At 42.9% G+C, this 25,884-nt stretch carries 27 protein-coding genes and 1 pseudogene; 20 read left to right on the top strand and 8 right to left on the bottom strand.

The features are described from left to right. The first annotated feature begins 68 nt into the window (after nucleotides 1-68). The 3 genes from COR50_RS22395 to COR50_RS00280 all read left to right on the top strand — a co-directional run bounded on the left by COR50_RS22395 (nucleotide 69) and on the right by COR50_RS00280 (nucleotide 995). The gene (locus COR50_RS22395) at nucleotides 69-290 is read left to right on the top strand and encodes a hypothetical protein (RefSeq protein ID WP_198405742.1); all 222 of its coding nucleotides are present in this window, start codon (nucleotides 69-71) and stop codon (nucleotides 288-290) included. Next, nucleotides 229-447 (top strand): polymorphic toxin type 33 domain-containing protein, encoded by a 219-nt coding sequence (locus COR50_RS22700; RefSeq protein WP_394336703.1) that lies wholly within the window; start codon nucleotides 229-231, stop codon nucleotides 445-447. The genes COR50_RS22395 and COR50_RS22700 overlap by 62 nt, the downstream gene beginning before the upstream one ends. A gap of 89 nt (nucleotides 448-536) precedes the next feature. Continuing rightward, nucleotides 537-995, top strand: a complete 459-nt coding sequence (locus COR50_RS00280) for a DUF4279 domain-containing protein (RefSeq protein WP_098192110.1) — start codon at nucleotides 537-539, stop codon at nucleotides 993-995. A 73-nt stretch (nucleotides 996-1,068) separates the two neighbouring features. On the opposite strand, the gene COR50_RS22535 is transcribed toward COR50_RS00280, so the two are convergent. Both COR50_RS22535 and COR50_RS22530 read right to left on the bottom strand, forming a co-directional pair. Continuing rightward, nucleotides 1,069-1,317 carry a LytTR family transcriptional regulator DNA-binding domain-containing protein gene (locus COR50_RS22535; RefSeq protein WP_232516234.1) on the bottom strand — a complete coding sequence of 83 codons (249 nt, stop codon included), beginning with the start codon at nucleotides 1,315-1,317 and terminating at the stop codon, nucleotides 1,069-1,071. After that, a complete protein-coding gene (locus COR50_RS22530; protein ID WP_232516233.1) occupies nucleotides 1,278-1,688 on the bottom strand; it encodes a hypothetical protein in 411 nt (136 codons plus the stop codon). Before COR50_RS22530 ends, COR50_RS22535 begins: the two co-directional genes overlap by 40 nt. A 19-nt stretch (nucleotides 1,689-1,707) precedes the next feature. On the opposite strand from COR50_RS22530, the gene COR50_RS00270 reads away from it, so the two are divergent. Together COR50_RS00270 and COR50_RS00265 are read left to right on the top strand one after the other, a co-directional pair. Next, nucleotides 1,708-2,736 carry an RHS repeat domain-containing protein gene (locus COR50_RS00270; protein ID WP_157760567.1) on the top strand — a complete coding sequence of 343 codons (1,029 nt, stop codon included), beginning with the start codon at nucleotides 1,708-1,710 and terminating at the stop codon, nucleotides 2,734-2,736. Between the two features lie 7 nt (nucleotides 2,737-2,743). Further along, nucleotides 2,744-3,205, top strand: a complete 462-nt coding sequence (locus COR50_RS00265; RefSeq protein WP_157760566.1) for a carboxypeptidase-like regulatory domain-containing protein — start codon at nucleotides 2,744-2,746, stop codon at nucleotides 3,203-3,205. A gap of 37 nt (nucleotides 3,206-3,242) precedes the next feature. On the opposite strand, the gene COR50_RS00260 is transcribed toward COR50_RS00265, so the two are convergent. Both COR50_RS00260 and COR50_RS22695 read right to left on the bottom strand, forming a co-directional pair. Then, nucleotides 3,243-3,455 (bottom strand): hypothetical protein, encoded by a 213-nt coding sequence (locus COR50_RS00260; RefSeq protein WP_232516232.1) that lies wholly within the window; start codon nucleotides 3,453-3,455, stop codon nucleotides 3,243-3,245. Between the two features lie 6 nt (nucleotides 3,456-3,461). Continuing rightward, a pseudogene (locus COR50_RS22695) lies at nucleotides 3,462-3,521 on the bottom strand (hypothetical protein); the annotation flags it as partial. Between COR50_RS22695 and COR50_RS00255 the strand changes: the two are divergent. Together COR50_RS00255 and COR50_RS00250 are read left to right on the top strand one after the other, a co-directional pair. Beyond that, nucleotides 3,510-6,056 carry an RHS repeat-associated core domain-containing protein gene (locus tag COR50_RS00255; RefSeq protein ID WP_198405740.1) on the top strand — a complete coding sequence of 849 codons (2,547 nt, stop codon included), beginning with the start codon at nucleotides 3,510-3,512 and terminating at the stop codon, nucleotides 6,054-6,056. The pseudogene COR50_RS22695 and the gene COR50_RS00255 overlap by 12 nt on opposite strands. A 17-nt stretch (nucleotides 6,057-6,073) precedes the next feature. Beyond that, on the top strand, nucleotides 6,074-6,433 hold the full coding sequence (locus tag COR50_RS00250) for a hypothetical protein (RefSeq protein ID WP_098192105.1): 360 nt from the start codon (nucleotides 6,074-6,076) through the stop codon (nucleotides 6,431-6,433). Nucleotides 6,434-6,485: 52 nt separating this feature from the next. Here COR50_RS00250 and COR50_RS00245 read toward each other — a convergent pair whose 3' ends face one another. Then, nucleotides 6,486-6,815 carry a helix-turn-helix domain-containing protein gene (locus tag COR50_RS00245; RefSeq protein WP_098192104.1) on the bottom strand — a complete coding sequence of 110 codons (330 nt, stop codon included), beginning with the start codon at nucleotides 6,813-6,815 and terminating at the stop codon, nucleotides 6,486-6,488. A 142-nt stretch (nucleotides 6,816-6,957) separates the two neighbouring features. Here COR50_RS00245 and COR50_RS00240 point away from each other — a divergent pair, with 142 nt between their 5' ends. Both COR50_RS00240 and COR50_RS00235 read left to right on the top strand, forming a co-directional pair. Beyond that, nucleotides 6,958-7,170 carry a SymE family type I addiction module toxin gene (locus tag COR50_RS00240; RefSeq protein ID WP_098192103.1) on the top strand — a complete coding sequence of 71 codons (213 nt, stop codon included), beginning with the start codon at nucleotides 6,958-6,960 and terminating at the stop codon, nucleotides 7,168-7,170. Beyond that, nucleotides 7,151-7,762, top strand: a complete 612-nt coding sequence (locus COR50_RS00235; RefSeq protein ID WP_157760565.1) for a CHC2 zinc finger domain-containing protein — start codon at nucleotides 7,151-7,153, stop codon at nucleotides 7,760-7,762. The genes COR50_RS00240 and COR50_RS00235 overlap by 20 nt, the downstream gene beginning before the upstream one ends. A 158-nt stretch (nucleotides 7,763-7,920) precedes the next feature. Here the strand turns inward: COR50_RS00235 and COR50_RS00230 are convergent, their stop codons facing one another. Further along, the gene (locus COR50_RS00230; protein WP_098192101.1) at nucleotides 7,921-8,211 is read right to left on the bottom strand and encodes a LytTR family DNA-binding domain-containing protein; all 291 of its coding nucleotides are present in this window, start codon (nucleotides 8,209-8,211) and stop codon (nucleotides 7,921-7,923) included. Between the two features lie 653 nt (nucleotides 8,212-8,864). On the opposite strand from COR50_RS00230, the gene COR50_RS00225 reads away from it, so the two are divergent. The 3 genes from COR50_RS00225 to COR50_RS00210 all read left to right on the top strand — a co-directional run bounded on the left by COR50_RS00225 (nucleotide 8,865) and on the right by COR50_RS00210 (nucleotide 12,052). Beyond that, on the top strand, nucleotides 8,865-9,218 hold the full coding sequence (locus COR50_RS00225; protein WP_157760564.1) for a hypothetical protein: 354 nt from the start codon (nucleotides 8,865-8,867) through the stop codon (nucleotides 9,216-9,218). 69 nt (nucleotides 9,219-9,287) lie between these two features. Continuing rightward, nucleotides 9,288-9,917: a hypothetical protein gene (locus tag COR50_RS00220; RefSeq protein ID WP_098192099.1), complete on the top strand. Its 630-nt coding sequence runs from the start codon at nucleotides 9,288-9,290 to the stop codon at nucleotides 9,915-9,917. 1,418 nt (nucleotides 9,918-11,335) lie between these two features. Next, the gene (locus tag COR50_RS00210; RefSeq protein WP_098192097.1) at nucleotides 11,336-12,052 is read left to right on the top strand and encodes a DUF2490 domain-containing protein; all 717 of its coding nucleotides are present in this window, start codon (nucleotides 11,336-11,338) and stop codon (nucleotides 12,050-12,052) included. A 174-nt stretch (nucleotides 12,053-12,226) separates the two neighbouring features. On the opposite strand, the gene COR50_RS00205 is transcribed toward COR50_RS00210, so the two are convergent. Both COR50_RS00205 and COR50_RS00200 read right to left on the bottom strand, forming a co-directional pair. Continuing rightward, nucleotides 12,227-12,691, bottom strand: a complete 465-nt coding sequence (locus COR50_RS00205) for an SRPBCC domain-containing protein (RefSeq protein ID WP_098192096.1) — start codon at nucleotides 12,689-12,691, stop codon at nucleotides 12,227-12,229. Between the two features lie 34 nt (nucleotides 12,692-12,725). Next, nucleotides 12,726-13,085, bottom strand: coding sequence for a hypothetical protein (locus tag COR50_RS00200; protein ID WP_098192095.1), 360 nt, complete (start codon nucleotides 13,083-13,085; stop codon nucleotides 12,726-12,728). Nucleotides 13,086-13,334: 249 nt separating this feature from the next. Here COR50_RS00200 and COR50_RS00195 point away from each other — a divergent pair, with 249 nt between their 5' ends. From COR50_RS00195 to ggpS, 8 genes are all read left to right on the top strand, one after another. Then, entirely contained in the window at nucleotides 13,335-14,543 is a 1,209-nt protein-coding gene (locus COR50_RS00195) for an NAD(P)/FAD-dependent oxidoreductase (RefSeq protein WP_098192094.1), read from the top strand. Between the two features lie 178 nt (nucleotides 14,544-14,721). After that, nucleotides 14,722-15,483: a DUF2490 domain-containing protein gene (locus COR50_RS00190; protein WP_098192093.1), complete on the top strand. Its 762-nt coding sequence runs from the start codon at nucleotides 14,722-14,724 to the stop codon at nucleotides 15,481-15,483. A gap of 108 nt (nucleotides 15,484-15,591) precedes the next feature. Continuing rightward, complete coding sequence (locus COR50_RS00185; protein ID WP_098192092.1) at nucleotides 15,592-17,058, top strand: DUF3375 domain-containing protein; 1,467 nt, start codon at nucleotides 15,592-15,594, stop codon at nucleotides 17,056-17,058. Nucleotides 17,059-17,070: 12 nt separating this feature from the next. Continuing rightward, nucleotides 17,071-17,670: a DUF4194 domain-containing protein gene (locus COR50_RS00180; RefSeq protein WP_098192091.1), complete on the top strand. Its 600-nt coding sequence runs from the start codon at nucleotides 17,071-17,073 to the stop codon at nucleotides 17,668-17,670. Nucleotides 17,671-17,693: 23 nt separating this feature from the next. Then, complete coding sequence (locus COR50_RS00175) at nucleotides 17,694-21,101, top strand: ATP-binding protein (protein WP_098192090.1); 3,408 nt, start codon at nucleotides 17,694-17,696, stop codon at nucleotides 21,099-21,101. A 239-nt stretch (nucleotides 21,102-21,340) separates the two neighbouring features. Further along, entirely contained in the window at nucleotides 21,341-22,240 is a 900-nt protein-coding gene (locus tag COR50_RS00170; protein WP_098192089.1) for a metallophosphoesterase, read from the top strand. Nucleotides 22,241-22,507: 267 nt separating this feature from the next. After that, nucleotides 22,508-23,506, top strand: coding sequence for an NAD(P)H-dependent glycerol-3-phosphate dehydrogenase (locus COR50_RS00165; RefSeq protein ID WP_198405739.1), 999 nt, complete (start codon nucleotides 22,508-22,510; stop codon nucleotides 23,504-23,506). Nucleotides 23,507-23,582: 76 nt separating this feature from the next. Further along, nucleotides 23,583-25,865: a glucosylglycerol-phosphate synthase gene (gene ggpS, locus COR50_RS00160; protein WP_098192087.1), complete on the top strand. Its 2,283-nt coding sequence runs from the start codon at nucleotides 23,583-23,585 to the stop codon at nucleotides 25,863-25,865. Nucleotides 25,866-25,884: the final 19 nt, after the last annotated feature.

The raw sequence follows: 25,884 nt of genomic DNA, 5'->3' as shown, positions 1-25,884 counted from the left end.
TTATTATATGTATTGAGTATCGGGAATGAGATTTAATTTCTATCCCTGATATTGATTAATCATCTACCTTGGATGCAAAAGTATATAGCCAGAAGGAAGCAGTAAAGATATATGTAAAAGAAGTAAACTACGTTGGAGAAACGCATAGATATACTACTAAAGATGGTCAGTGGGTCGAATTGCAAAGGGGGGCGGAAAAATTAACAACGGTCGAAGTGTTAATTGTTGATGGTAATATTATTGGCGATTGCGCTTATATTTTTACGTCAAAATTATGGGCTACCAAGTAGTGATTGTGTGCCAATAAGACCTGTTATTGTTACTAATAGTGGCGCCCAGGACAAGATATTAACACCGGGTGACATCGCCCTATTAGAGAGATATGGCTTTGACGAACACGAGCTTAAAGGAGGTAAACGAACGCGGCAAATTGATTTATATAAGTAGCCTAATGGAAAGGTTGTCATTAAGCATAAAGGAGGCGCTGGGGTAGGTGAACTAGTTGGAGTTAATTTAAATGATCTTAAAGCCAATGAATAACGTCTGAGAATAGAAAAACAGAAACGAAAGTATCCTTAAAGATACATGATTTTGATTGTTCTATAGATGAAATAACAACACTAGTGGGCATAGTTCCCACTAAAGTTTTGCAGAAAGGGGATTTATTGCCTAACCGGAATATTGAGATGCATAGAAAATTCAGTTCTTGGATTTTAGAATCAGGAATGGATATTAGTGCTTCTGTTGAAGAACATATTGATGCGTTAATCAATACTATTTCTCCTCGGATAAAAGTCTTAAAGGATTTAATTATTACTTATAATGGTGAATTAGCAATCGTTATTTATGCATATTCTGAATGCAATATCGGAGCATATATAGATAAAGAAAAACTAGGGATATTACTAGATTTAGGAGTGGCTTTAGATATTGATATATATTTTTTAAATGATGCTGAAGCTACAGCTAATGCAGCTAATGATATATTGGAATAGTTCTAAAACGAGATAAAAAATGACACTATTCATAAACTGTGTAAATTCCAAAAAGGGAGCTGTAGCGTTATTTTCATACCTCGAACCATTGTTTAAATCTCCTGGCCGTCGGTTTACTCAGGTAGACGGGTTCCCGGTATTCCGGCCGCAAGGTTAAGCCCAGTTTCCCGTGTTTCAACGGGTGATAGGCTATGATCGCGTCGTGGTTAGCGATCACGTAATGGGGAACCCTGGAAAAATACCGCTTGTCTAACCGGGGCTCGATAGCATTCAGGCTTTGGTTTAATATGTAATCTTCACTGGTAATGAGGCGGATGAACACGTTGTTACCATCCCGGTAGAAATAGGCAATATTCTCAATGACAACGTAGTAATGACGGGTGATAAGTACAATATCCGGGTGAGCAGTTGGTGGAACAGTGCCAGTAGCCCCGGTACGGACGTGAGCCCGCTCAACGATATTTTAAGCGTCCTGGTATCGGGTGTACCCGGTGCCAGCGGTGGGAAAGTTGCCGGTAGTGAATTAACGGGAGCGTTACTGGGCCCATCGGTTACATCATTCCTCGCGACGAACAACGGCGGTACTTCCGGCAAGCCCAAGGCGTACCTGAACTGGATGCTGCTGGACGAGCAATTCAAGCTCGTGTCTAGCGGTAGCGGTGCAGAGCAGGTCGGGGCCTCGAATACTTTCACCACGCATGTAAAACCTGGGATGATAGTTCCAAAGAATGGTTATCTTTATGTATATGTGAGTAACGTTACTCCTAATATCGACGTGTTCTTTGATAATTTGCAGGTGACGCATGAGAAGGGGGCTTTGGTGGAGGAGACGCATTATTATCCTTTTGGGTTGACAATGGCGGGGATAAGTTCGAAGGCTTTAAATGGAGCACCCGAAAACAGATACAAATACAACGGAAAAGAACTTCAGTCAAAAGGATTTACAGACGGCTCTGGTTTGGAACTCTATGATTTTGGAGCAAGACAACATGACCCTCAAATAGGAAGATGGACAACGATAGACCCTTTTGCACAAAAACGTTATTGGGCGACACCATACAACTACGTTCAGAACAATCCATTGAATAGAATTGACCCGAATGGTTTGACAGATTATACTTTGGATAAGAAAACAGGAGACATAAAACAAGTGGGTGAAAAGAACGATGACCCTGATAGGATTCTTAAAACAAACCGGAAAGGAGAAGTTAAGTATAAAAGGAATGGTGAAGCTAAGGTGTCAATAGGTGGGATAGAAAAAGGAATTTTAAAAGATGGGATAAATTTTCAGAAAAATGATAACGTTATTGCCGTTGGCGGAAAAGGGCAACCATCGGCTGATGGAGTTAAATCTTTTACATTACAGCTTTCAGAGCATATTGGAAAAGAAATCAAAGGCTATTCGTATTCGTCTGATGGTTCCAAAAATGTTACTGATATGGTATTAGGTAAATATGCAAATAACGAATTTGATAAATCATATGGTACACCTACCGAATTAGTAAAAAAATACGGAGATAATTTTTCTAATAATAATATTTTACAGGAATTTCATACTCATCCCGAAGGCAAGTTAGGAGCAACTCAATCCGACCCAGCACTTTCACAAGACGTTAGAAGCCTTCAGGGGCAAAAGCCATTAATCCCCAACGCAAGTTTTATTATACTGTATAGAATTGCAGGACAGGTACAGCCAGCAGAATACGATTATACTAATGAATATATCCCCCCAAAAAAATAATAATTACATGAAGAAATTAGTAATCATTTTTATTGTACTCTGTGTTTCAAACTGTAGTCTTTATTCTCAGAATAAAACTATTAAAGGAAAGGTAATTACTGATGATTTGGAAATTGTGCCATTAGCATCAATTATGATTAATGATACAGTTGAAATTGGCAGAACAGATTTAAATGGTTTTTTCCAAATAGACATCCCTGCTTCAGAGAAAAAAATATTATTTAGGTCTGTTGGACTTGAACCAGCGATTATAGAGCTTGTAGATACATGTAATGAAGTAGAGGTTGTAATGATGTTAAGCGGTACTTATGATTTTAAAACTCTTAAAAAGGTAGATAGACTTCGAAAGAAAAAATTTAAGAAGCTGCCAGCATTACATAAAGAAGCATTTGTGAAAGGTATATTTAAAACTGATAAGGCTTGTTATACACAAGAGTTTATACCTCATTATAAGAAAAAACAAAAGTGATATTAAAAGTAAAAGCCCCTTCGGGGGCTTTTGTATTTTAATGCTGCAGAATAGATTGAATTTTACCTTTAGCGATGTAAGCATCCAGCAAAGAGAGAACAGTTTTTTTATCTTCCTTATTAAGTTCCTGCACTTGTTTAAAGCGGCTGATAATCTCTTTATCCAGTCCGGCATCGGCGGTAACATCATCCACAGAACCGTGCATTAAAAAATCTACCGTAGTATCTAAAACCTTAGCCAGCTTCGCCATTGCGGCAGCGTTAGGTTTAGTCTCCCCACGTTCATACCTGGATACCTGTGTAAAGTGTATCTGCACTTTTCATCCATCAACAAGGGGTACCTCACCGGTTCCAGCAATGACGACCGGTACTTCGCGATGCAGCTCGGTTACGACAGGAACGGTGCGTATTCGACCTTTTCACCGCAGTACAACGGTAACATCGGGGGAACGCTGTGGAAAAGCGCCGGTGATGCCACGCTGCGCAAGTACGATTTTACCTACGACGCGTTTAACCGCCTGACCGGGGCTGATTTCAACCAGTACGTTTCCGGTAGCGGCACGGGCGCCGTGTTCAACAAGAGTGCCGGGATCGATTTCTCGGTCTCGGGGTTGTCCTACGATGCGGACGGGAATATCATGGGTGTTACCCGTAAGGGAGCCGTCATAGGTTCAAGCAAGACGATCGATGCGCTACAATACCGCTACTATACCAATACGAACAAGCTGTACAACGTGATTGATTCGCAGAACGACCCGGCCACCAAGCTAGGTGACTTCCGCAGCAGCCCGGCCTATATGGCGGCACTAGGCGGCAACAAGACATCCTCGGCGCAGGATTATAATTACGATGGTAACGGTAACCTGGTCTATGATAAGAACAAGGATATTTCATCTATTACTTACAATATCCTCAATCTTCCTAACATGGTGACTGTCACCGGGAAGGGGACCGTGCAATTTCTGTACGATGCGGCGGGTAACAAGTTGAAGAAGACCGTGACCGAGGGTAGTACCGTTACCACGACCCTATACCTAGGCGGTAGCGTGTTCGAGAACGACCAGTTACAGTTCATTGCGCACGAGGAAGGACGTATCCGCCTACGGCCCGCAATCCGGTTGCGGCCTATAGGTTTCGAATACGATTACTTCCTCAAGGATCACCTCGGCAACGTCCGCACCGTAATCACGGAAGAGAAAGATACGTCGTTCTACCCGCCCGCAAGCATGGAAACGGCGCAGGCAACGGTGGAGAATCAGTACTACGACCGGGTCGATGCCACCCGCAGCGCGAAACCCAGTGGCTACCCCAACGACACGTACACGGACCCGAACAATTACGTGGCAAAGGTGAACGGCAGCGGCAACAAGATCGGGCCGGGTATCATCCTGAAGGTAATGGCGGGTGATAAGTACAATATCCGGGTGAGCAGTTGGTGGAACAGTGCCAGCAGCCCCGGTACGGACGTGAGCCCGCTCAACGATATTTTAAGCGCCCTGGTATCGGGTGTACCCGGTGCCAGCGGTGGAAAAGTTGCAGGTAGTGAATTAACGGGAGCGTTACTGGGGCCATCGGTTACATCATTCCTCGCGACGAACAACGGCGGTACTTCCGGCAAGCCCAAGGCGTACCTGAACTGGATGCTGCTGGACGAGCAATTCAAGCTCGTGTCTAGTGGTAGCGGTGCAGAGCAGGTCGGGGCCTCGAATACTTTCACCACGCATGTAAAACCTGGAATGGTGGTTCCAAAGAATGGTTATCTTTACGTATATGTGAGTAACGTTACTCCTAATATCGACGTGTTCTTTGATAATTTGCAGGTGACGCATGAGAAGGGGGCTTTGGTGGAGGAGACGCATTATTATCCTTTTGGGTTGACCATGCAGGGGATCAGCGAAAAGGCGATTTACAATCCGCAAAACCGCATCCAGTTTAATGGGAAGGAGTTGCAGAATAAGGAGTTTGCGGGGAATGGTGGTAGTGGATTGGAATGGTATGACTATGGAGCTAGGATGTATGATCCACAGATCGGAAGATGGCATGCTCTTGATCCATTAAGCGAGGAGTATATACAGCATTCACCTTACAACTTTGCTACTAATAACCCTGTTTACTATTACGATGAAGATGGCCGCTTTTTGGGAACGCTTATCGGGGCTGGTGTTGGAGCACTCGTTGGCGGTGTTCGCGCGGCTATAAGAGGCGAGAATATCCTGAAAGGTGTTGGAAAAGGAGCGATATCCGGAGCGATTGCAGGCGCAGTTGTAGATCTGACAGTTGCTACCGCGGGAACAGGCACGGTAGCGCTGGTTGCGGCAGGTGCCTTGTCCGGTGCGGCGGGGAACGCAGTGGATCAAGGATTGAATATACTGGACGGTACGCAGGACAAGTTTAGTTGGGGACAGTTGGGTATATCGGCCGGCATTGGTGGCGGATTAGGCTATGCTGGTGCCAAGCTGGCACCGTGGCTTTCAAAGGTATTTAGTAAAACTAGCGGAGGGAAAACACCGGTAGTTGAAATCGAGCAGCCGACTATAACGCAGTTTGGTGAGCGGGTTGTCTCGCCGTCTAATGGAGGAAATGCTAGTCCTGCTGCGAATTTAGGAGGAAGGGGTGCACCTAAGCCATCACCTAAGTTTAAGCTGCCTACTAACCCACCGCAGTCACCTCCTGCACAAGTTCCTCCGGGATATAATCTAAGGGTGATGCCACCTACTCAACAATATCCTAATGGTTATTGGGTGCTGGAAAAGGCAATGCCTCAAGGAGGCTTCCAGAAAGTCAATCCTGCTACGATGAAACCCGGGCCTAATCCCGATACTCACGTTCCGCTACCAGAAGGTTATTGGTAATTTTTTAAAACAGTGTTATGTACTTTATACCTAAAGAGTTTGATTTTTCCCAGCTTAAAGGAGATTATATACAGCAGATATGTTTTAGCATAAATAACATTGTTCTTTTTCTTGAAAGAAAAGGATCTATAAAAATGGAAGGGCGATTTACATTGTCAGATGAACATGGAAACCTCTGCATATATGAGACCTATCCTGTTAATAAAGATTTTGGGTTATTAAAATTGCTTGAACAAAGAATAGAAGAACTAAACACAAATGAGACACGGAGTGACCTTATTATTAGTTTTGAAAATGGCTTTGTGCTAAAGTTACTAGGTGAAGAGGGGTATGAATCATATACATTGAATATAGGAGAAGATAGAATAATAATTTAACTCTTTCGATTTTATTCAGCAAAGAGCCCGCGCGATCCGCGCGGGCTCTTTGCTATTGGAGTACATTTTTAATTTTCCTATTAGCGATAAAAGAATCAAGGAACTCGAACACGAGTTCTTTGTCTTTTTGAGAAAGTTTATTGATATCCTGTATCCTGCCGAGCGTAGCGGCATCCAGTTCCATATCCGTGATGCCGACAAGCCAGTCGAGCGATACGCCCAACACCTTCGCCATCTTTGTTGCCGCATCAATGGACGGCTTCATCTCATCACGCTCATATCTTCCGATAGCAGGCCCTTTGGTGCCGAGATGAGAGGCCATCTCTTCCTGGCTGATACCTTTCTTTTTGCGGGCTTCCAATAAACGTTTACCAAAACTCATACGTACTGATTAAAACGGCCCAACCGGGCATAAGCCGAAATTATGGAACATAATTGTTGTTAACAAAACGGAGTAATTTTGTTGATTAGAAAGCATCCGTTATTTTTGGAACGGATAAATTCTAATCAAATGTTTTTTCCACATGGCACTCAAGGTTAACAAACTGCGCCTGGTAAAGGTAGGTGCAAAAGCGCATCCGCGCGACAGGGGCGATAAATATTTACCGTGGCTGAACCTGAGCGGGGTTTGGTTGAAACGGGCGGGTTTTGCTATCGGCGACCAGCTGGAGATCACTGTGAGCGATGGTTACCTGGAGATCAAAAACCTCACGACCGATGGAGATCAAAGAGCTTAAGCAGCGGCTGCGGTTATCGGAAGTGATCGCCTATTATGGCCTGCTGCCAGACAAGCACGGGCGTTTGTTATGCCCGTTCCACGATGATAAAACTCCTTCCCTGCAACTGTACCCCAAGACGGGTACGTTTTGCTGCTTTTCCACGAACTGCAACGCGGGTACGGGTGACGTGATCCGGTTCATTGAGCTGATGGATACATGCAGCATGCACGAAGCGATCATGAAAGCCAAATCCCTGATCGGCGGAACGCCTTTATTACCGGCCGTTCCAGCGGCTCCCGTCAACCCCTCCACCGATCCCATAGAACGGGAAGCGGTGCTGGCAAAAGTGTTCGGCTCTTTTAAGAAAGCCTTGCCGGCCTCACGCAAAGCAGTTGATTACCTGCAAGGGCGCGGGCTGGACTACCGGCAGCATGCGTGTGGTTACAATAGCGGCGGGCTGCATTGGGATAGCAGGAACCATTACCTTGTGGCGAGCATGGTCAAATATGGGTTGCTCAAACCCTACCCCGCAGGCGGTTACAGCGTATGGGCAAAGGACTGCGTGATCTTCCCGCTGGAAGACGCCACCGGCCGGATCGTGAGCCTGTAAGGTCGCAGCATTACGAACAACAGCGATCAGCGGCATTTTTAAATGACAGGCAGGACGGGGCTGTATCCCGGTTATCCCGCAGCTATGTTATCATGAATATGCTTTTGACACTATTCATAAACTGTGTAAATTCCAAAAAGGGAGCTGTAGCGTTATTTTCATACCTCGAACCATTGTTTAAATTTCCTTGCCGTCGGTTTACTCACGTAGACGGGTTCCCGGTATTCCGGCCGCAAGGTTAAGCCCAGTTTCCCGTGTTTCAACGGGTGATAGGCTATGATCGCGTCGTGGTTAGCGATCATGTAACGGGTAACCCTGAAAAAATACCGGTTGTCTAACCGGGTCTCGATAGCATCCAGGCTTTGGTTTAATATGTAATCGTCACCGGTAATGAGGCGGATGAACACGTTGTTACCATCCCGGTAGAAATAGGATATTCTCGATGACAACGTGGAAGCTGCCGATCAGATTTTTTACTGTATACAATTATTGTTGATAGAAAAGGATATGTGGTAAAACAGTATGGCAATGATAATTTAGTTTTTTTACAAATAGGAAGGAAGTTAAAATCCATAGATGAACTTGGAAAACCATTAATGTAAATAAGATTTTCAAAAATTTCATTAATGCAAATATCAAGATAGCTAAGGGAATTATTAATCCTCGTAGCTTTCGTAATCTCGTTAAGAATAAAGGGGAATGGGATATTGAGAATAACATCAAACTATATATGGCTTAGCAAATAAGTTTGATAAAAGGCAGGAAGTCCTGACGCAATTTTCCATTCAGGGAAGTAGTTATACAGCTCCTTATTTAGATAATTTTAACTACGGCGCAACAGGCAAAGCTGTTTGGTTGTTTCATCAGGAACTTTTATCAAGGCAGGTAGGTAACGCACAAATGGCAGCAGGGACTTCGGGACCAGAATGGCAGAAGTATGAATCCATATATAAGTGCTGGTCGAGGAGAGCAAAGAGAGGTAAGAGGCAGTATGCTTCCTCCTTATGGAGATGATCCGGTAGATCAGTAAATGATTAGGCAAGGATTTAAGTATTATAATGCAAATAAGGGTAATTTAGAGGAAGAAGACTTAAAAAAAAATATGAAAAAGTGGACGATATTAATTTCTATTTCATTGGTAATAGTAGCAGTTGTGATTTGGAAGTTAGCAACTTTTGAGATATTTGAAGTAGAGGAGATCGAGTTATCAAGTTATCCAATCCGAACAAGAGGCTATATCTTGGAGATAAGGTATCTCGCTGCAGGTGCAACCACTAGAGATGTAGTGCAGGTAAGAAAGAAATATGCCAATCGGGAGATTGATGTTGTTAAAAACATTGAAGGATATAACGTTCTGGTTAGTTCCTACCTTATAGGAGATAGTTTATTGCATTTGGTCGTAAAAGATACTGGCTACTTTAAAAGGCCACCAGATACAATAGTTGTTAAGTTATAAACAGACAACAGACAACCCGCGCGGATCGCGCGGCCACTAAAAATATTATCTCATACTGTACCTGTCAAATTGCCATCATTATTCAATATTATTGGTGAAAAAATTGTTTTACCCAAATATCCACCAAACAACCGGCTTTCCGATGTTTACACAAATAATGCGACTTCAGTAAATATTGCATTTAAGAAAACGGAGCAACTAATATCCAATAAGAATGTATTTATATATGCTAAAAACCATCGCAATTTTACTATTTTTTGTTTAGCTCCCCTAAGTATATTATCCCCTAAGTATATTATAAATAGTATATACTCCAGAATACCAATTACAATTCAAAAAGAGCCTTTTCTGAAGATGGCGTTTAATTTTAATACATCGCATAACCAGTATTACCTTGCAGATACAGATGCGCCTGGTGATACAGGTGTCCCCAGCTTTTTGTTACAAACAGCTTTCGATGCACGTCTAGCAATGGCCGAAGGTATCCTAGGTATTTCCACTGGGAGTTACGGAGATATAAGAGGTACAATATCTATACTTTCATCTATTCCGGAATCATTAGATGATAGCGCAGACTATATTGTCGAAGCAGGAATATCCATTATGAAAGGTGAAATTGTAATCCTGGATTGTCCTGATAGTAATGTTGAACTTGCAATGCAATTGCCAAATGGTCTTTATCGTGTGCGCGTCAGTTAGTATAAATTGGACACAGTTGAAGGTGAAGATGGTGATGATTATTACAAAATCGAGGTATGGCCATCAGGGGATTTGTCTTGTGCTGTTGTATAGCAGTATCATGAAGATTATTAAATACTGGTAGGCTACTCTTTCATCGCAGGTTAGAAGTACATAATTCCAAGCAATCGGCATTCACGGCTTCAAAAGGGTTCAATAATATTTATTCTCCGTATTTTTCGATACCATTTCACTCACCAAATTGTTAATTAGCTATTTGATATCCGGATTGCTCGTATACAACAGTCCGCCTAAAGGATTCGGCATTTAAATGAATATAATTGCCGGCAGTGCAAAAATAACCATGCTCTAAATCCATGAAAAAGTTGTAAAAGGTAATATCCGGCTGCACGCGGGAGAAATACCTTCCGGGTTCTCCCCGTTATGCGAAATCAAGTTCTTTTAAATATCACCTTCTTTCAAATTCGTGCTGAAGGGTGTTTTTCTAGTATCCATACATGAATATTGAAAAGACACGCGATTAATAGAATGAATATTAGTATGCCCGTTATTATAGAAATATAATTCTTAAAACTGCTAGCGCAATGCAACCCATAATTGTAATGAACTGCGTAGTTCTGCTTATACCGTAAAATCTTAACAGTGCTTTCCTTGATAGCAAGAAGGCTATTACGCCATTTAACAATAGCGCGAATATCATGACGCCGGCATTTCTGGAATATAAATGGCTTTCATTTACCGTTGTTCCGGATATAATACAACTATAAAGCGCGCCTGCAAACATTAATATCCAACCCCAGCGCCTCCTCGTATAAATCAAAAGTATTAACAGGATTGCCAATGATAATTGGGTTATCGAGGTTATTAATAGTATGGTGCTATTAGAGCCTATTGCATTATTACTTACTGGTAATGCGATGAAAGTGTATATTGATCTTATATAAATAAATAAAAGGTATAAAAAATTTATGGTGAAGATAGAGAGGAAAATAATTATTAAAATTCTATCATTTTTGTCCGTTACCGGTGCCAGTAATTTTTTGAAATATTTTAAAATATTTCCTTGGAAAAGCTCTTGAAAGCTTATTGACGAAGGGCGCTCACCCTTGCTAATTTCGGATTCTAAAAAAAGATCCAGATGCTCATCGGAAGGGATGTTTCTTTCTTCAAGAATTTCATTGGCGGCATCTACTGCCGCTACCGGGTACTGCTCGGGATTTTGCAGGATATTAATTAATGCTGCATTGCTGTATCCCCGGTATAATTTATGGAAATCGTTATTCAAGGTTAAAGGTATTAGGGATTAATTCCTTTAAAGATAATCGAAAAATATGATGCCAGGAAACTTTTTTACTGTGACCATGATCACGGCCTAATTCGTTCATCTTCATCAATTTTGCCTTCAAAAATATATCTGGATGGCAAGGTTTACCATGATTATATCCATTACAATTTTATTGCTGATTCAATTCCTTACAGATCTCTCCGCACAACAAAAATGGAATACTTGGTTCAGGGCCACTGCTTCTTATAATATTTCCAATAAATGGCAGTCCGACCTGGAGTTTCAGCATCGCCGTCAATCAACATCCGGAAGCGATAACCCATTGTATAGTAAACAACTGCTTTCTATTCGACCATGGATTTATTATCATTGGAAATCATTCCTTGATATCAACTTGTCACCGTTTGCTTATTATAGATCCTTTCCCGCTATTAACAAGGAGGCGGCGTTTGCTAAATTACCTATTACTGAATATAGAACTAGTGCAGGATTTTTATTTAAAATTCCTATTATCAACCGTTTGAGGTTGACGCATCGATCATTATTTGAATACCGTATTTTTGATGAATCGCGTAATACCATAAGGGCAAGGGAGGGTATCGGCCTGAAATATTTATATAATGATAAGTTGAGGTTCTTTCTCCAGCAGGAGTATTTATGGAATATCCATGGCGTAAACCGGGCTTATTTTTTTGATCAGGCGCGCTCAAGTTTCTCTGTACAGAAAGGATTTGGGCAACATGTTGCTATTGAGCTTGGATATCTATTTGTAAGGAAATTACCGCTCCAGCAAGCGGCTGCGCATCATGAACATAACCTGGTTTTCAATACGGTGCTGCATTTCAATTAGTTTTCCGTGGTTACTTTTTCTAAAATTTTAATTGAAAATGACGCTTGCGTAATGCGCCATGGTTTTCATGTGTAAATAGCTGTACGTTAAAGCTTATCGTGCAAATGAAATTTTGTCAATAAATTGATCAGTATCACTTTAGAAAGGTAGTTTGATGGTCTTAAATGATATTTATTACGCAACATATGCAGCCAGTTTTTTTAATGACGAAAGGGTGCCTATTTCATTGTCCTCGGGGTTGATTACTTCTGGAAGGTTCTTGTAAGTAATGCTGACCATTGTCCCGTTTGCCCTTGGCGACAATTCAATTTCCATGATCATTTCCTTTTCAAACCCCGGTTGATCAGTAACGAACCTGATAGCTTCCGTAACTTTTCTATTTACTTCGAGAGACAGGTACCGCGCTATGAAACGATCTTCTTTTCCACGTGTTTTACCGGTATTTAAAGTATCGTTACCCGGGTAAAATAACGACATTTCATACCCACCGCCTACTTTTAATTGGAAAGAGTGGATGGCTGCCGTCATTTCGCCGGGTACCCTCCAGGTTTTCAAAGCACCGGGTTCGGTTAATGCGCGGTAGATTTTATCTGCATCTGCATAGATGAACCTCGAATATGTGTACTGGTTACCGGGCATGTTTTAAATATAACAATTTCTGCCACATGATGTACTAATCGGGGTTTTTCTCGAACCTAAAATAATCGATATGTAGACTCAAAGCAATAACTGCGGCCAATACCACCGTGATCCAGCATGTAATACTGGGCGCCCCGAAATTTTCTGCTATCATATATGCTATAAATCCCCATGCCAATGAGAATATTACCGAAAAAAAGTACCGGAAAATTCTCCAGTTGAAGAATAATGCCGTAATAAATAAGGCACTTATTATTGAAACGATAACAGTTGTAAAGGTATCCCATCCGTAGTTTTTATCTAGGGCTATAGCAGATAATATACTTGTAAGGATAATTTCGATACCAACTAGCGTAATACGCCCCTTCGGACGGATTTCAAACTTGGTAGGCATGTAAAAGTATTTTAAGGGTAAAACGATTGGTTTAGAAAAACGAATCAACAATGGAAAACTCTGCTGCGAGTAAAGATAATGAAATTTATATGACCTGGCAATTGTTGAAATAATAGATGTTTTCCCTTTAAATAATGAATGGTTTTAACCCGCTGGTCCTGTCCCGTGACTTTAGTCACATTCCCAGTCCCGCTAGATATCTATTTTTGATTTGAATGCTGATTGTTAGTATTCATAAAATCATCCATTATGAAATCACATTATCAAATTGTCATCGTGGGAGGTGGAAATGCCGGGATCTCTATCGCGGCGCAATTGCTTCGTAAACGGAAGCAATTAGATATCGCGATAATAGAACCTTCCTCTAAGCATTATTACCAACCTGCTTGGACATTGGTTGGCGGCGGTGTTTTTGATATCAATAAAACCGTGAGGGAGGAAGCGGCTGTCATGCCTAGTGGCGTTGCTTGGATCAAGGCTAAAGCCCAAGGCTTTGATCCTGGTAATAATCTTGTACATATAGAAGGAAGCCGGTCCATAAAATATGATTACTTGGTCGTGGTGCCGGGAATCCAATTAGATTGGCACAAAATAAAAGGGTTGAAGGAAAGCCTTGGGAAGCATGGTGTTTGTAGTAATTATTCCTTTGATACGGCGCCTTACACCTGGAAGGTCTTGAAATCACTGAAACCTTTTTCCAAGGCTATTTTTACCAGCCCCAGCACTCCCGTAAAATGTGGTGGCGCCCCGCAGAAAATTATGTATTTGGCGGCGGATTACCTTAGGAAACATGGTTTGCTCAAAAGCGCCGAAGTGCATTTTTATTCCGGTGGCTCCATGATTTTTGGTGTAAAGAAATATGCCGAAGTATTGAACAAAGTAATTGATCGGTACGGCATCAAACCGCATTTTGGATATAACCTCGTGGAAGTTAAAGGAAGTCAACAAGTAGCTGTTTTTGAATATAAAGATAATAACGGCCTACTTCACCAGGTTGAGCAACCGTTTGATATGCTACATATTACCCCGCCGCAATCGGCGCCCGATTTTATAAAGAACAGTCCCTTGGCTGTTCCTGGTAATGAATTGGGTTGGTTGGATGTGAACAAGGAAACATTGCAACACCGGGTATTTAAAAATATTTTCGGTTGTGGAGATGTGACTAGCACCCCCAATGCCAAGACTGGGGCTGCGGTCAGGAAACAAGTACCGGTATTGGTAGGAAATTTACTACAAGCAATAGATGGGGGTACCGCCACGGAAAAGTACAACGGTTACGGTTCTTGTCCACTGGTTACAGGTTATAGAAAGTTGGTTTTGGCTGAATTTGATTATAATAATAAGCCGGTGGAAACTTTTCCTTTTAACCAGGCCAAGGAACGTTACAGCATGTGGTTGCTCAAAACGAAGGTGCTGCCATGGTTGTATTGGAATAAGATTTTGAAAGGTACGGCGTAAAGATTTTATTGATTGAAACAGTACGCGACATAGTATTACATGGTTGGTTTTTGTTATGAAAATGATTCGTAACAGCATATAGCTGCCGATTTCTATCGGTAGCTTTTTTATTTTCCGCCATTCCAAAACTGAACATTCTGCCCGGTAGGATTGTAATCCAATTGGAAAATATCTTGGTATGAGAAAATTGTTACTGTTACTATCATTACCCATCCATGTTTACGCGCAACAACAAAAGGTCATAAACCATCAACAACAAACTTGGTTCAGCATAAACTCCACTTTCCGGATTTCCAAGCATTTCGGGGCTGTTGGAGATATCCACGTCCGGCGGACGGATTTCCTGGAGAGGCCCAGTTTCTACTTCGCCAGGGCCGGGGCAGGCTATTGGGTCAATGATCAACTTTCTTTTATCATGGGCTATGCACACCTGTGGTTGGCGCCTACAACACCGGGTTATAAAACATTTGCCGATGAAAATCGCTGGTACGAGCAAATAGCCTATTCTTCCAAGGTGGGCAGCGTTTCGATACTTAACCGTTTCCGGAGCGAACAGCGTTGGCGGGAAGCATTGCAGGATGATAAATCGACCGGTGATTTTAACTTCAGCAACCGCTTCCGTTACTTGATTAGCGCCACGATCCCGGTATCGAAAAAGCCCCTGGTACCACAAATCTCATTGGCCAACGAAGTAGCCGTGCAATTCGGGAAAGCGATCGTGTACAATGTATTCGATCAATTCCGCGCCTTTGCAGGCATCCGGCAAAGCTTGGGCAGGGGCTGGTCGTATGACCTGGGATATATGCTTGTTTATCAGCAAAAGTCTTCCGGCTATCAATACGATATGAATCATACCTTGCGCTGGTTTTGGTATTACTCCTTCTCAGGTAACCGCGATAAGATCAAGCCCTTACCGAATTTACAGTACAATGATGAATAGTCAGCAGTCTTTTCCCCGAATTTCACAAGTTTTCCACAAGGTTGCCGGGGGAGGATAGAAACGTCTTTTTTTTCCTAGTTTACACCCAAAATAGGAGATAGGAATTTTATGACAAAAGAAGAGTTTTCATCCTTGTACAACGCTTCCCCGGCATTGCAAATGCTCCGCATGCGCAATGCTCACTGGGTTTTACCCTTTTTATTCGGCGTGTTCAAGGAGGAAAATAGGTTTTCAATCCCGGGAAATGAATTGGTACAGGTATTGGCAGATCTTTTAGCCAACCAGGACGGCGGCTTGGAAGATGCGGAAGATGTTATCTTTGCTTTCGGGGAGGATGATGCTTCCCGTAGCCGGAAATATATACAGTTATGGGTGCAGCGCCGTCTCTTGCAAGACCTGCCCGCCAGCGATGGAAGCACGATTTACCAACTTTCTGCCCATACGGAGAAAGTATTTCAATGGGTACAAACATTACAATTGCGCCAGCATGTCGGTACGGAAAGCCGTTTCAAACTCCTGTTCAATTCCCTTCGCGATATCGTTGAAAATACGGAGGATGACCGTGCCAAGCGCCTCGAAACCCTTAAGCAGAAAAGGGCTGAACTTGATAAGGAAATCAAGGCTTTGGAACTAGGCGTGGTCCCCGACCGGTATAATAATGCGCAGGTTTCGGAACGCCTGGAACTTTTTACGCAACTCTGTTACACGTTGATCAGCGATTTTAGGGAAGTAGAGGATAATTTTAAACAGATCCACCGTGCCATCGTAGAACAACATACCAAGGAATCTTACCATAAAGGGGATATCTTGGGCTTCGCCTTCGAAGCATACGATGCCTTGAGAAGTAGCAACCAAGGCAAAAGTTTTTATGCCTTCTGGGATTTTTTGGTTTCCAGGGCAGGACAAGAAGAATGGCGCGAACTAACGGGGAAATTACTCGAAATTTTACGGGATCGCCAGATAGATTGCGATGAACATTTCTTGTCAGATATCAAGTCGATGCTGTTGGAACAAGGGAAGGCAGTTTACGAATCGAATGATAAGATGGCAGAAAAGTTGAGCCGCATCGTTACGGAACGGGAGATTGCGCGGCACCGGAGACTCCGCAAGCAGATTGGACAAATTAAGGAACTGGTGTTTGAACTGATGGAAGAAGATGATGTGAATTGCGGGATGGAATGGGAAGATGCCGTGGAAATTAAGATGACATTGGACCGGAAAATATCGCTGGAACAGAAAAATACCGTTCAAGAAGCCCGCCAGCCGGCGGATGCCCACAAGGCAGTTGCTGATTTCGAAAGGTTGGGCAAGATGTTGAACACCCGGCATGTTGATAAGAAAATATTGTGGGGCAGGGTCCAGGAAGTATTGATCTCCAAACAAACAGCTACCCTGAAAGAAGTGCTGGAAGTTCACCCGCTTGAAAATGGATTAGCTGATATAATCGCTTACTTCAGCTTCCTGAAAGATAAAGCCGCACATGCATATATCGTTAATAACACTACTGAACATATACCGCTCAATAGCGAAGCTACCAAGTTTATCGAGGTGCCATACCTGTTGTTCGGAAAATAAGAGCCAGAAAAGATGAATTCGAACCAGAAAATATTACCCTATGCCGGCATTATCGTGAAATTGCTGAAAGGGCCATTAGAGTATCTTGATAAAAGCAACTGGGAAAAGTTGCTGCAATTCCAACATGAACTTGCTAGCTTCTTACAACAACTCGGCTTAATTTTAGTCGTGGATGAACAAGACGGTTACGCGTACCTGAAGCATTTAGTTAACGGAGAAGATGCGGCTGAAGTGACTTGGATGCAACGCAGAACATTTACATACGAAGAAAGTGTAATGCTGGTATTACTGAGGGAAATGCTCGCAGAATTTGAATTGAGCGAAGCTACCACGAGGGAATTGATCAAGAAGCGTATCGAGATCAAGGAATACGCGGAACTGTTTTTTAAAGAGCAAGCCAGTAGGATTAAATTCCTCAAAGAGATCGATCGACTGATCGACAAGATGGAAGAACATGGTTTCTTGCAATTAGTAGAACACCTGGAGCACCCCGATGAACAGAAGTTCCGTATCCGGAAGATGATTAAAGCAAAAGTTGACGGCGATGTGCTGGATCAATTTCAGCAACAACTTCAAGAAAGGAAAGAACAAGCAGCGGCAGCACAAAATTGATAGCCGGATTCAAAAAAGGAATTATGCAACTGAACGTATTTAGTACCGATAGTGAAAAGAATGGTTTCCGCTTACAGTTCATGGAAGTCTATAACTGGGGAACCTTTGATGAACAAATACATACAATTAACCCTGCCGGCGATACGAGCTTGCTCACAGGTAGCAATGGTAGCGGTAAAACAACTTTTATAGATGCCCTGCTAACCCTGGTGGTGCCAGAGAAACGTTACCGCTTTTATAACCAAAGCAGCGGCAGCGAGAAAAAAGGGGATCGTACGGAAGAGTCTTACGTAATGGGTGGTTACGGTACGGTCAATAACGAAGCCAACGGTACCACGAAATCACTTTATTTAAGGGAAAAGAAGGAGGAGACTTACAGTATCCTGTTAGCCAACTTTGCAAATGAAGCCGAACAGGATGTAACCTTGTTCCAGGTACGTTATTTTTCAAATGGAGATATGAAGCGGGTCTTCGGTATTTCGCACCGTGAACTGCACATCGGGGATGATTTTACGCCTTTCGATTTCAATAATGCCTGGAAAAAGCGCCTAGAGCAAAGGTACAATAAAGGCAACCGTAAACTGGTGGAATGGTTTGATGCCGCCAGCAAATACGCTGCCCGGATGGTGGATGTAATGGGAATGCAAAGTGCGCAGGCGCTGCAATTATTCAACCAAACCGTGGGTATCAAGGTGCTGGGGAACTTGGATGAATTTATCCGTACCCACATGTTGGAACCGCGTAATATGGAAGATCAATTCCAGGAGCTGAAAGGTCATCTTACCACCTTGCTCGATGCCCAGAGAAATATCGATAAAACGGCGGTGCAAATAGAAATGCTTGAAAAGATCAAGGATCATTATCATGCTTACAGCCACCACCGCGATAAATCTAAACAACTTCAGCAGCAACTGGATACCGCGGTAATCTGGAATAGCTATACCAAGAATGCCCTGTTGGCTGAAGGGTTGGAAGCGAATGCCAAAGAGTTGAAATTGATCTCCAAGCGCTTGGCCGGAACCCGCGATGAGATAGATGTATTGCTCGAAAAGGAAAGATCCGCACAAAACCTGGTGGAGAAAAATAAGGCGGGGCAAGTGGTGCAGCAGTTAGAAAAGGATATCATCGACCTTGAGAAATCCAGGGAAGCTGCCATGCAACAATTGCAAATTGTTCATGACTGGTGCCAAGCATTGCCTTTAAAGGAGAAGGAGGTTAATAGTGAAGCTGCATTCAACAGGATTATAAAAGATGCGGGTAGGGTATCGAAAATACTGGAACACGAACAACGCCTTAACGATGAAGATGAATACGATGCGAAAAGAACGAAGGAAAAGGCCCTGTCCGGTAAGGAAGAGTTGGAAAAGGAGATCGAATTATTGCATCAATCGAAGAATAATATTCCACCCCACTTGGTAAATCTTAGGAAAGAGATTTGCCAATCGCTGAAAGTTGATCCGAACGAAATTCTTTTCGCGGGAGAGCTGATGCAAGTGGCGCCGGAAGAGTTAGACTGGCAGCCTGCATTGGAAAAGTTGCTGCATTCATTTGCCTTGCGATTACTGGTCCCGGATAAATATTACAAAAAGGTAACGCATTACGTAAACAATAATAACCTCCGTACACGCCTCGTCTTTAACCGTATTCATGATGATGTAATCATGCTGGTTCCGGGTGAAGATACGGTGTATCATAAACTGGAATTTCATCCTAGTAATAAGTTGGCTGAATGGGTAAAACACCAGGTCATCCAACAGTTTGATCACGTTTGTGTTGAGAATGAAAAACTCCTGGGAAAATACGATAAAGCGATCACGATCAATGGCTTGATAAAGAATTATGATCGGCATGAAAAAGACGATCGCCAAGAAAAAAATGATCCTTCCCGCTACGTGATGGGATGGAATAACGAGAAAAAGAAAGAAGCGCTTATACTGAAAAGGAACAAGTTAGGGGATGACCTGCAAAGCGCTAATGATATGTTGCAAACTTGTAAACACCGTTCCCAACGTTTACAAAAGCAATTTTATGCCTTGAGCCGTTTGCAGGAGCTGCCGGGTTACGATGCATTGGATGTTGCCAAAATTCAAAAGCAAATCCATAAGTTACATGAGCAGGTAGCGTCTTTACGGAAAGAAAATAAGGAACTGGATGCGTTGAAATTGCAATTGCAAGAATTGAAGTCGCAAAAAGATGCCACCAACGAAAAGCATACGCAACTGATCCGTGATGAAGCGCTCGTTCAGCAGGAAATCCAAGCGATGCTGTCACAACAGGAAATGTTGTCCGCATTGTTGCAACATGTTACTGATGGGGATAAAGATGCTTTGTTGCAGTTCCAACAGCAGCATGGTGCGGATTTAGGTGAATTGAATTTGCAGAATATCGACCGGGTCTACCAGCAGTTAAAACAGGACAAGGAACAGTCCTTGAAGCGCAGCGCGGAAGATGAGTACAAGGAAAAAGTGTTGTTGGACAGGGCTATCGGCAAACTAAAAAATCCTTCGCCCGAGTTGTTGCAGCAATTCCCGGGCTGGCTAGCGGATGTGCAGCCTCTCTCCGATGATGCGCAGCATGCGGGTGAATATTTAGAATGGTTGGATCGCCTGGTAACAGAAAACTTACCCCGGTATAAAAAGGATTTTGAAAACTATATTAATATTACCATCACCTATAAAATTGGTGGTTTAAACGAAGAAATCGAGAAATGGGAACGCGATATCAATAATAATATCAAGAAGTTGAACGAATCATTAAAAGGTATCAACTTTAACAGGCACCCGGAAACGTATATCGAACTTGGCAAACGCCCGGTTCCCTCCGGTACGGAGATCAAGGAATTTAAAAACAGGTTGCTCGATGCTTTACCCCAAACCACCAATTGGCAACAGGAGTCTTTTGAAAATAAAGCGATGCATTTCCAAGAGAAAGTGGCGCCGCTCATTTCTTTGCTCGATGAAAACGAAGCTTACCGTAGCCGCGTGATGGATGTTCGAAATTGGTTCGAATTTTGGGCTGACGAACGTTACCGCGACACCGGCGAAGTGAAGAAGACCTACCGCCAAATGGGGCAGCTCTCCGGGGGAGAAAAAGCACAGTTGACTTATACGATCTTATGTAGCGCTATTGCTTACCAGTTTGGCATTACCAGGGAAGGTAAGAACGCGCGCAGCCTGAGGTTTATCGCTGTAGATGAAAGTTTTAGCAACCAGGATGAGGAGAAGGCGACCTACCTCATGGAATTATGTAAACAATTGCATTTACAATTACTCGTTGTAACGCCGAGCGATAAAATCCAGGTCGTACAAAACTTCATCGCCCATGTACACCTCGTTCAAAGGGTTAATAATAGGCACAGCGTATTATATAATATGACGATCAAGGAGCTACAGGAGAATGTGTTGGCGGGTAACGGGGAAGTAGTAATGTAACTTGGGTAATAATAAGAATATCGGGTAATGGCAGGCAACTATTTTAAGGTTGCCTACCATTTTTTGGAACCGGGATAGGTATAGTGTTGTAAAGCGTTACAATTATGTTTATATTACTATTATTCCGGGCTTTCATTATTAATTCGATGAAAACAACATGGGAATCTTGCACAGTTATTGGAAAGGAAGATTTATATAGAGAATAACTTAAAAACAGGGAATACCCCGGGGAACATCTCATGAAAAAATTTCTTATTTGTAGCTTGTTGGGAATGGTTTTGCTTTTGGATTGCACCGCGCAGCAAGGAAAACCATTGATCCGTTTCGGTTTATTAAGTGATATACAGTATGCTGATAGTGATACGAAAGGAAGCCGCTTTTACAGGAACTCACTCTCTAAGCTGGAAAGCTGCGTGGGGGACATTAATTCAAAAGATGTAGAGTTTACAATTAATATGGGAGATGTGATCGATCGGGATCAAAAAGATCTAGATACGGTGCTACATATCCTGGATAAACTGGAGCAACCGCTGTATAATACCCCGGGAAACCACGATTATAGCGGTTTGAAGGATAACCGCTTATTGTATGAAAAACTTAAAATGCCAGGTGAATATTATTCATTTAAAAGGGGGAACTGGAAATTTGTTCTACTGAATACCAACGAGGTTGCCAGTTATTCTAACGTGGAAGGTACTTGGAAAGAACCCGAACTTAAAAGTATGTTCGAAAAAATTAAGAAGGAAGGAGGGCATAATGCGGCCGCTTACAACGGCGGTATCAGTAGTAAACAGGTGCAATGGTTGAAAGAAGAATTGGAAGCCTCGCAGGAGAAGGGGGAGTACGTGCTTATTTTCTCCCATCACCCGATGGGTTGCGCAGATGGGTTAACGGCTTTGAATAAAAAAGAAATCGTGGCGACGGTCTCAAAGTTCAGTTGTGTAAAGGCTTTGATTGCCGGTCACCACCACGAAGGGGCCTACTGTCTCATCGCCGGGATACCATGCATTGTTATAGAAGGTATGGTGGAAACGGCTGGTCAGAACGCCTATGCTACCGTGGAGCTATACCCGGGTAAAATGGTGCTGAATGGTTACGGTAGAGTGCATTCAAGGGTCATCAATGTTAAAGGCAATTGAGTGGCTGCGCAAGCCATCAGCTAGCTACAAATTCAATGAAGTTGGATGATGTTAATTTTACCCGCGAGAAATAGGACAAATATTTATATATCAATATTATTAGTTTGTTTATATTAGATAATAAATAATAATTTGTTTTTATATTATAATTAATTGCGTCTAATTGGCGCGATTTGGGACAAGTTGTCACCCGAATCCGTTCGTTACCCCGGTATTTATTCGTATCTTTGCATCGCTCAATATATTAATTCATTAAAACGGACAACATTGACCAATTCGACACGGCTTACGATTGTAGGCGGTGGTAGTTGGGCAACGGCATTAGTGAAAATATTTGCAGAGGGTGGGCTCCAAATCACCTGGTTACTCCGATCGGAGGAGAACGTTTCATACTTTAAACAGCACAAGCGGAATCGCAACTATCTTAGTTTCCTGGAGCTCAATCGCGATAATATTTATCCTACCCACCATGCACAAGAGGCTATTGACGCTTCAGATTACATATTATTTGCTGTGCCTTCGGCCTATTTAGCAGCTACCATTGCCGACTGGAAGGAATTTAATTTCGAGGGGAAAAAAGTTATTGTATCTATCAAGGGGGTTGTAGGTGCCGAGAATCTCGTGCCGTCAACTTTCTTGCAGCAGTTCTTTAATATTCCAACATCAGATGTGTTCGTGATCGGTGGTCCTTGCCACGCGGAAGAAATCGCGCTCGATCGGAAAACATACATGACGATCGCCGGAAAGGATCGAGAAATTGTACAACAACTAACCGGTTGGGTACAGTCACACCATATCAAGGCCATTGCGAATTATGATCCGATTGGGGTCGAATACGCAGCCATATTGAAAAACGTGGTAGGAATCGCCGTGGGCGTCGCTACGGGAATGAATTACGGGGATAACTTTATCGCCGTTCTCGTCAGTAACGCGCTGCGTGAAGTAAAGCAATTCCTGCAAGCCGTTGATGATATACCCCGTGATCTTACGCAATCTGCCTATTTTGGCGATTTATTTGTAACCGCATATTCCGAATTTAGCCGTAACAGGACGTTCGGTAAAATGATCGGCCGTGGTTACCCCGTCCCCGAGGCCCAGGCTCATATGAACATGGTAGCCGAAGGGTATTACGCCGTGAAGGGAATATACCAGATCGCGACAAAGCTCGATGTGCATATGCCCATCGTTGCCGCGATGTACCGCGTACTCTACAATCACGCATCCCCTTATTTAGAATTTCAGCTATTGGAGCATTCGCTCCTATAAATATAAATGTTGGTAATACTACTAACATTCTTTTATGCGGAACTTTCGCGGTTTCGTTAACCTTTAAATTAAAATTATGATACTAGCTACAGACCTCGATGGAACTTTTTTAGGCGGCAGCGAAAGAAGTAAAGAGCGCTTGTATAGCCTGATTCGAAAGAACAAGGATTTTAGATTGATTTTTGTTACGGGTCGTGGTGTAGAAAGTGTTTTACCGCTGTTAAGTGACCCGGTAATCCCTAAACCTGATTATATAATTTGCGATGTGGGTGCTACCGTTCTCAATGGTTTTACATTGGAACCGGTGCAGCCTATTCAAAACAATATCGAGCTGAAATGGCCCGGTAGGAGAGTGGTGTCTGAAATGATGAAGGGAGTGAATGATCTCGTGGTTCAGCCGGTACCGCAACAACGCCGTTGCTCTTACTTTTTCGATGATCCTGATATCCAGAAAAAAGTTGCATTCATAGAAGAAAAGTTACATTGTGATATCATCGTTTCTGCGGGTAGATACCTCGATGTATTGCCGCAAGATGTGAATAAAGGCAGCACCTTGCAACAGTTGATCAACCTGCTGCAAGAACCCGCGGAAAGGGTGCTGGTGGCCGGGGATACGCTCAATGACCTGTCATTATATAATGCCGGCTTTAAAGGCGTGGTTGTTGGAAATCCCGAACCTGCCTTAGCAGAGGCTACGGCGGATTTCGACCATGTTTACCAAGCTGAGGATGCCGGCGCAGGCGGTATCTTGGAAGCGATGCAGCATTTCAAAGAATTCGATCCTTTCCTTAAGAAAGATAAAAAAGATAAATACCACCTGGATGATGAAACTCCCTCCGACCAGTTGATGATGCTCTATCACCGTTTCCCTTTCGAAATGAAAGAAGTGAACGGGCAAATGATGAAAGTGCCCCCGAAAAGTCCTAATGGCATACTACCTACTTTAACAAACTTTTTTAAAGGTGGTCGTTCCGGTGTTTGGGTGGCCTGGCAAGAAACGAAGGATAAAAAGGCGAAAGCGCCGAACTTTAAAATTGATGAAGAGGAATATCCAAACCTGGTAGGAAGTCCGGTGCTATTGAATCAACGCGATGTGGAGGTCTTCTATAAATTATTCTCCAAGGAAGCTTTCTGGCCAGCTATCTTTTCTTTTATAGATAAGGTGCAGTTCAACCATCAACATTGGGAACATTATCTTAAAATAAATAAATTATTCGCTGAAAAAGCTGCCGAAGAAGCGGAGCCGAACGCTACCGTTTGGGTGCATGATTACAATTTGTGGATGGTGCCCGGCTATTTAAGGCAATTAAGACCCGATCTCAAAATCGGTTTTTTCCATCATACCGCTTTCCCTGCTGCCAACACTTTTAACGTGATTCCTTGGCGCACGGAGATCATCAGCAGCTTATTGCAATGCGATTATATCTCTTTCCATATCCCAAGGTATGTTGAAAACTTCGTAGACGTGGTGCGCAGCATGATGAATGTTGCCATCCGCGAACAGGTAAATTGCGCTCCCCGCTACCTGACCTATAGCTGCGCTATGGGTATCAATAAAATGACCACGGAAATTGATACGGGGCGGCGTATTGTAAGGTTAGGAGCCAATCCTGTAGGGATTCATGCCAAGTATATCAAGGAAGTGGTGGAAAAAGATGATACCCGTGATCTTATCAAGCGGTTAAGATCTCAAACCGAGGGTAAGAAAATTATCCTGAGCGTAGAAAGGTTGGATTATGTGAAAGGACCGCTCGAAAAAATTAAGGCTTTCGGACAATTTTTGGATGAATACCCTGAATTCCGCGGAAAAGTGGAGCTGATAAATATCTGCACCCCGCCTTCAAGCGGGATGAAGATCTATGAACGCATCCAGGTAGAATTGGAACAGGCGGTTGGAAAGATCAACGGGAAGTACTCCCGTATGGATTGGACACCGATACATTTCTTCTTCAGGGCGATGCCTTTCGAAGATATCGTGGCGTATTACGCGATGTCCGATGTGGCTTGGATCACCCCGCTGAGAGATGGCTTGAACCTGGTGGCGAAAGAATATGTGGCCGCCCAGGGTGTTAATAAAAATGCAGATGGTGTCCTGGTGCTGTCGGAATTTGCCGGCGCCGCAGTCGAGATGCCGCATGCCGTGTTCACCAATCCTTACGATCGGAAGTCCATGAAGGAAAGCTTGTTGAAAGCGCTCGTTATGGATCCGCAGGAACGCCAGATCCGTATGAAACGTTTGTACGAATCGGTGAGCCATTACACGATCGATTACTGGGCTAAAGAGTTTATGGAAGAAATGGATAAATCCGGGATTTCATTAAACGAAGTAGCGGAAGCTGTCGGTGAACAAGTTCATTAGGAGGTAATAGCTGTACATA

This window comes from Chitinophaga caeni (genome assembly GCF_002557795.1).
In the GTDB taxonomy this organism is placed as follows: Bacteria; Bacteroidota; Bacteroidia; order Chitinophagales; family Chitinophagaceae; genus Chitinophaga; species Chitinophaga caeni.
The sequence above is the reverse complement of the archived record's forward strand: the minus strand, read 5'-3'. Positions and strand labels throughout refer to the sequence as shown.

Coding starts and splice junctions, on each gene's coding strand:
- COR50_RS22700 (WP_394336703.1), top strand. CDS start 229: ATGGTAATATTATTGGCGATTGCGCTTATATTTTTACGTCAAAATTAT.
- COR50_RS00270 (WP_157760567.1), top strand. CDS start 1,708: ATGATAGTTCCAAAGAATGGTTATCTTTATGTATATGTGAGTAACGTT.
- COR50_RS00265 (WP_157760566.1), top strand. CDS start 2,744: ATGAAGAAATTAGTAATCATTTTTATTGTACTCTGTGTTTCAAACTGT.
- COR50_RS00260 (WP_232516232.1), bottom strand. CDS start 3,455: ATGGCGAAGCTGGCTAAGGTTTTAGATACTACGGTAGATTTTTTAATG.
- COR50_RS00250 (WP_098192105.1), top strand. CDS start 6,074: ATGTACTTTATACCTAAAGAGTTTGATTTTTCCCAGCTTAAAGGAGAT.
- COR50_RS00245 (WP_098192104.1), bottom strand. CDS start 6,815: ATGAGTTTTGGTAAACGTTTATTGGAAGCCCGCAAAAAGAAAGGTATC.
- COR50_RS00240 (WP_098192103.1), top strand. CDS start 6,958: ATGGCACTCAAGGTTAACAAACTGCGCCTGGTAAAGGTAGGTGCAAAA.
- COR50_RS00235 (WP_157760565.1), top strand. CDS start 7,151: ATGGAGATCAAAGAGCTTAAGCAGCGGCTGCGGTTATCGGAAGTGATC.
- COR50_RS00225 (WP_157760564.1), top strand. CDS start 8,865: ATGAAAAAGTGGACGATATTAATTTCTATTTCATTGGTAATAGTAGCA.
- COR50_RS00210 (WP_098192097.1), top strand. CDS start 11,336: ATGGCAAGGTTTACCATGATTATATCCATTACAATTTTATTGCTGATT.
- COR50_RS00205 (WP_098192096.1), bottom strand. CDS start 12,691: ATGCCCGGTAACCAGTACACATATTCGAGGTTCATCTATGCAGATGCA.
- COR50_RS00200 (WP_098192095.1), bottom strand. CDS start 13,085: ATGCCTACCAAGTTTGAAATCCGTCCGAAGGGGCGTATTACGCTAGTT.
- COR50_RS00195 (WP_098192094.1), top strand. CDS start 13,335: ATGAAATCACATTATCAAATTGTCATCGTGGGAGGTGGAAATGCCGGG.
- COR50_RS00190 (WP_098192093.1), top strand. CDS start 14,722: ATGAGAAAATTGTTACTGTTACTATCATTACCCATCCATGTTTACGCG.
- COR50_RS00185 (WP_098192092.1), top strand. CDS start 15,592: ATGACAAAAGAAGAGTTTTCATCCTTGTACAACGCTTCCCCGGCATTG.
- COR50_RS00180 (WP_098192091.1), top strand. CDS start 17,071: ATGAATTCGAACCAGAAAATATTACCCTATGCCGGCATTATCGTGAAA.
- COR50_RS00175 (WP_098192090.1), top strand. CDS start 17,694: ATGCAACTGAACGTATTTAGTACCGATAGTGAAAAGAATGGTTTCCGC.
- COR50_RS00170 (WP_098192089.1), top strand. CDS start 21,341: ATGAAAAAATTTCTTATTTGTAGCTTGTTGGGAATGGTTTTGCTTTTG.
- ggpS (WP_098192087.1), top strand. CDS start 23,583: ATGATACTAGCTACAGACCTCGATGGAACTTTTTTAGGCGGCAGCGAA.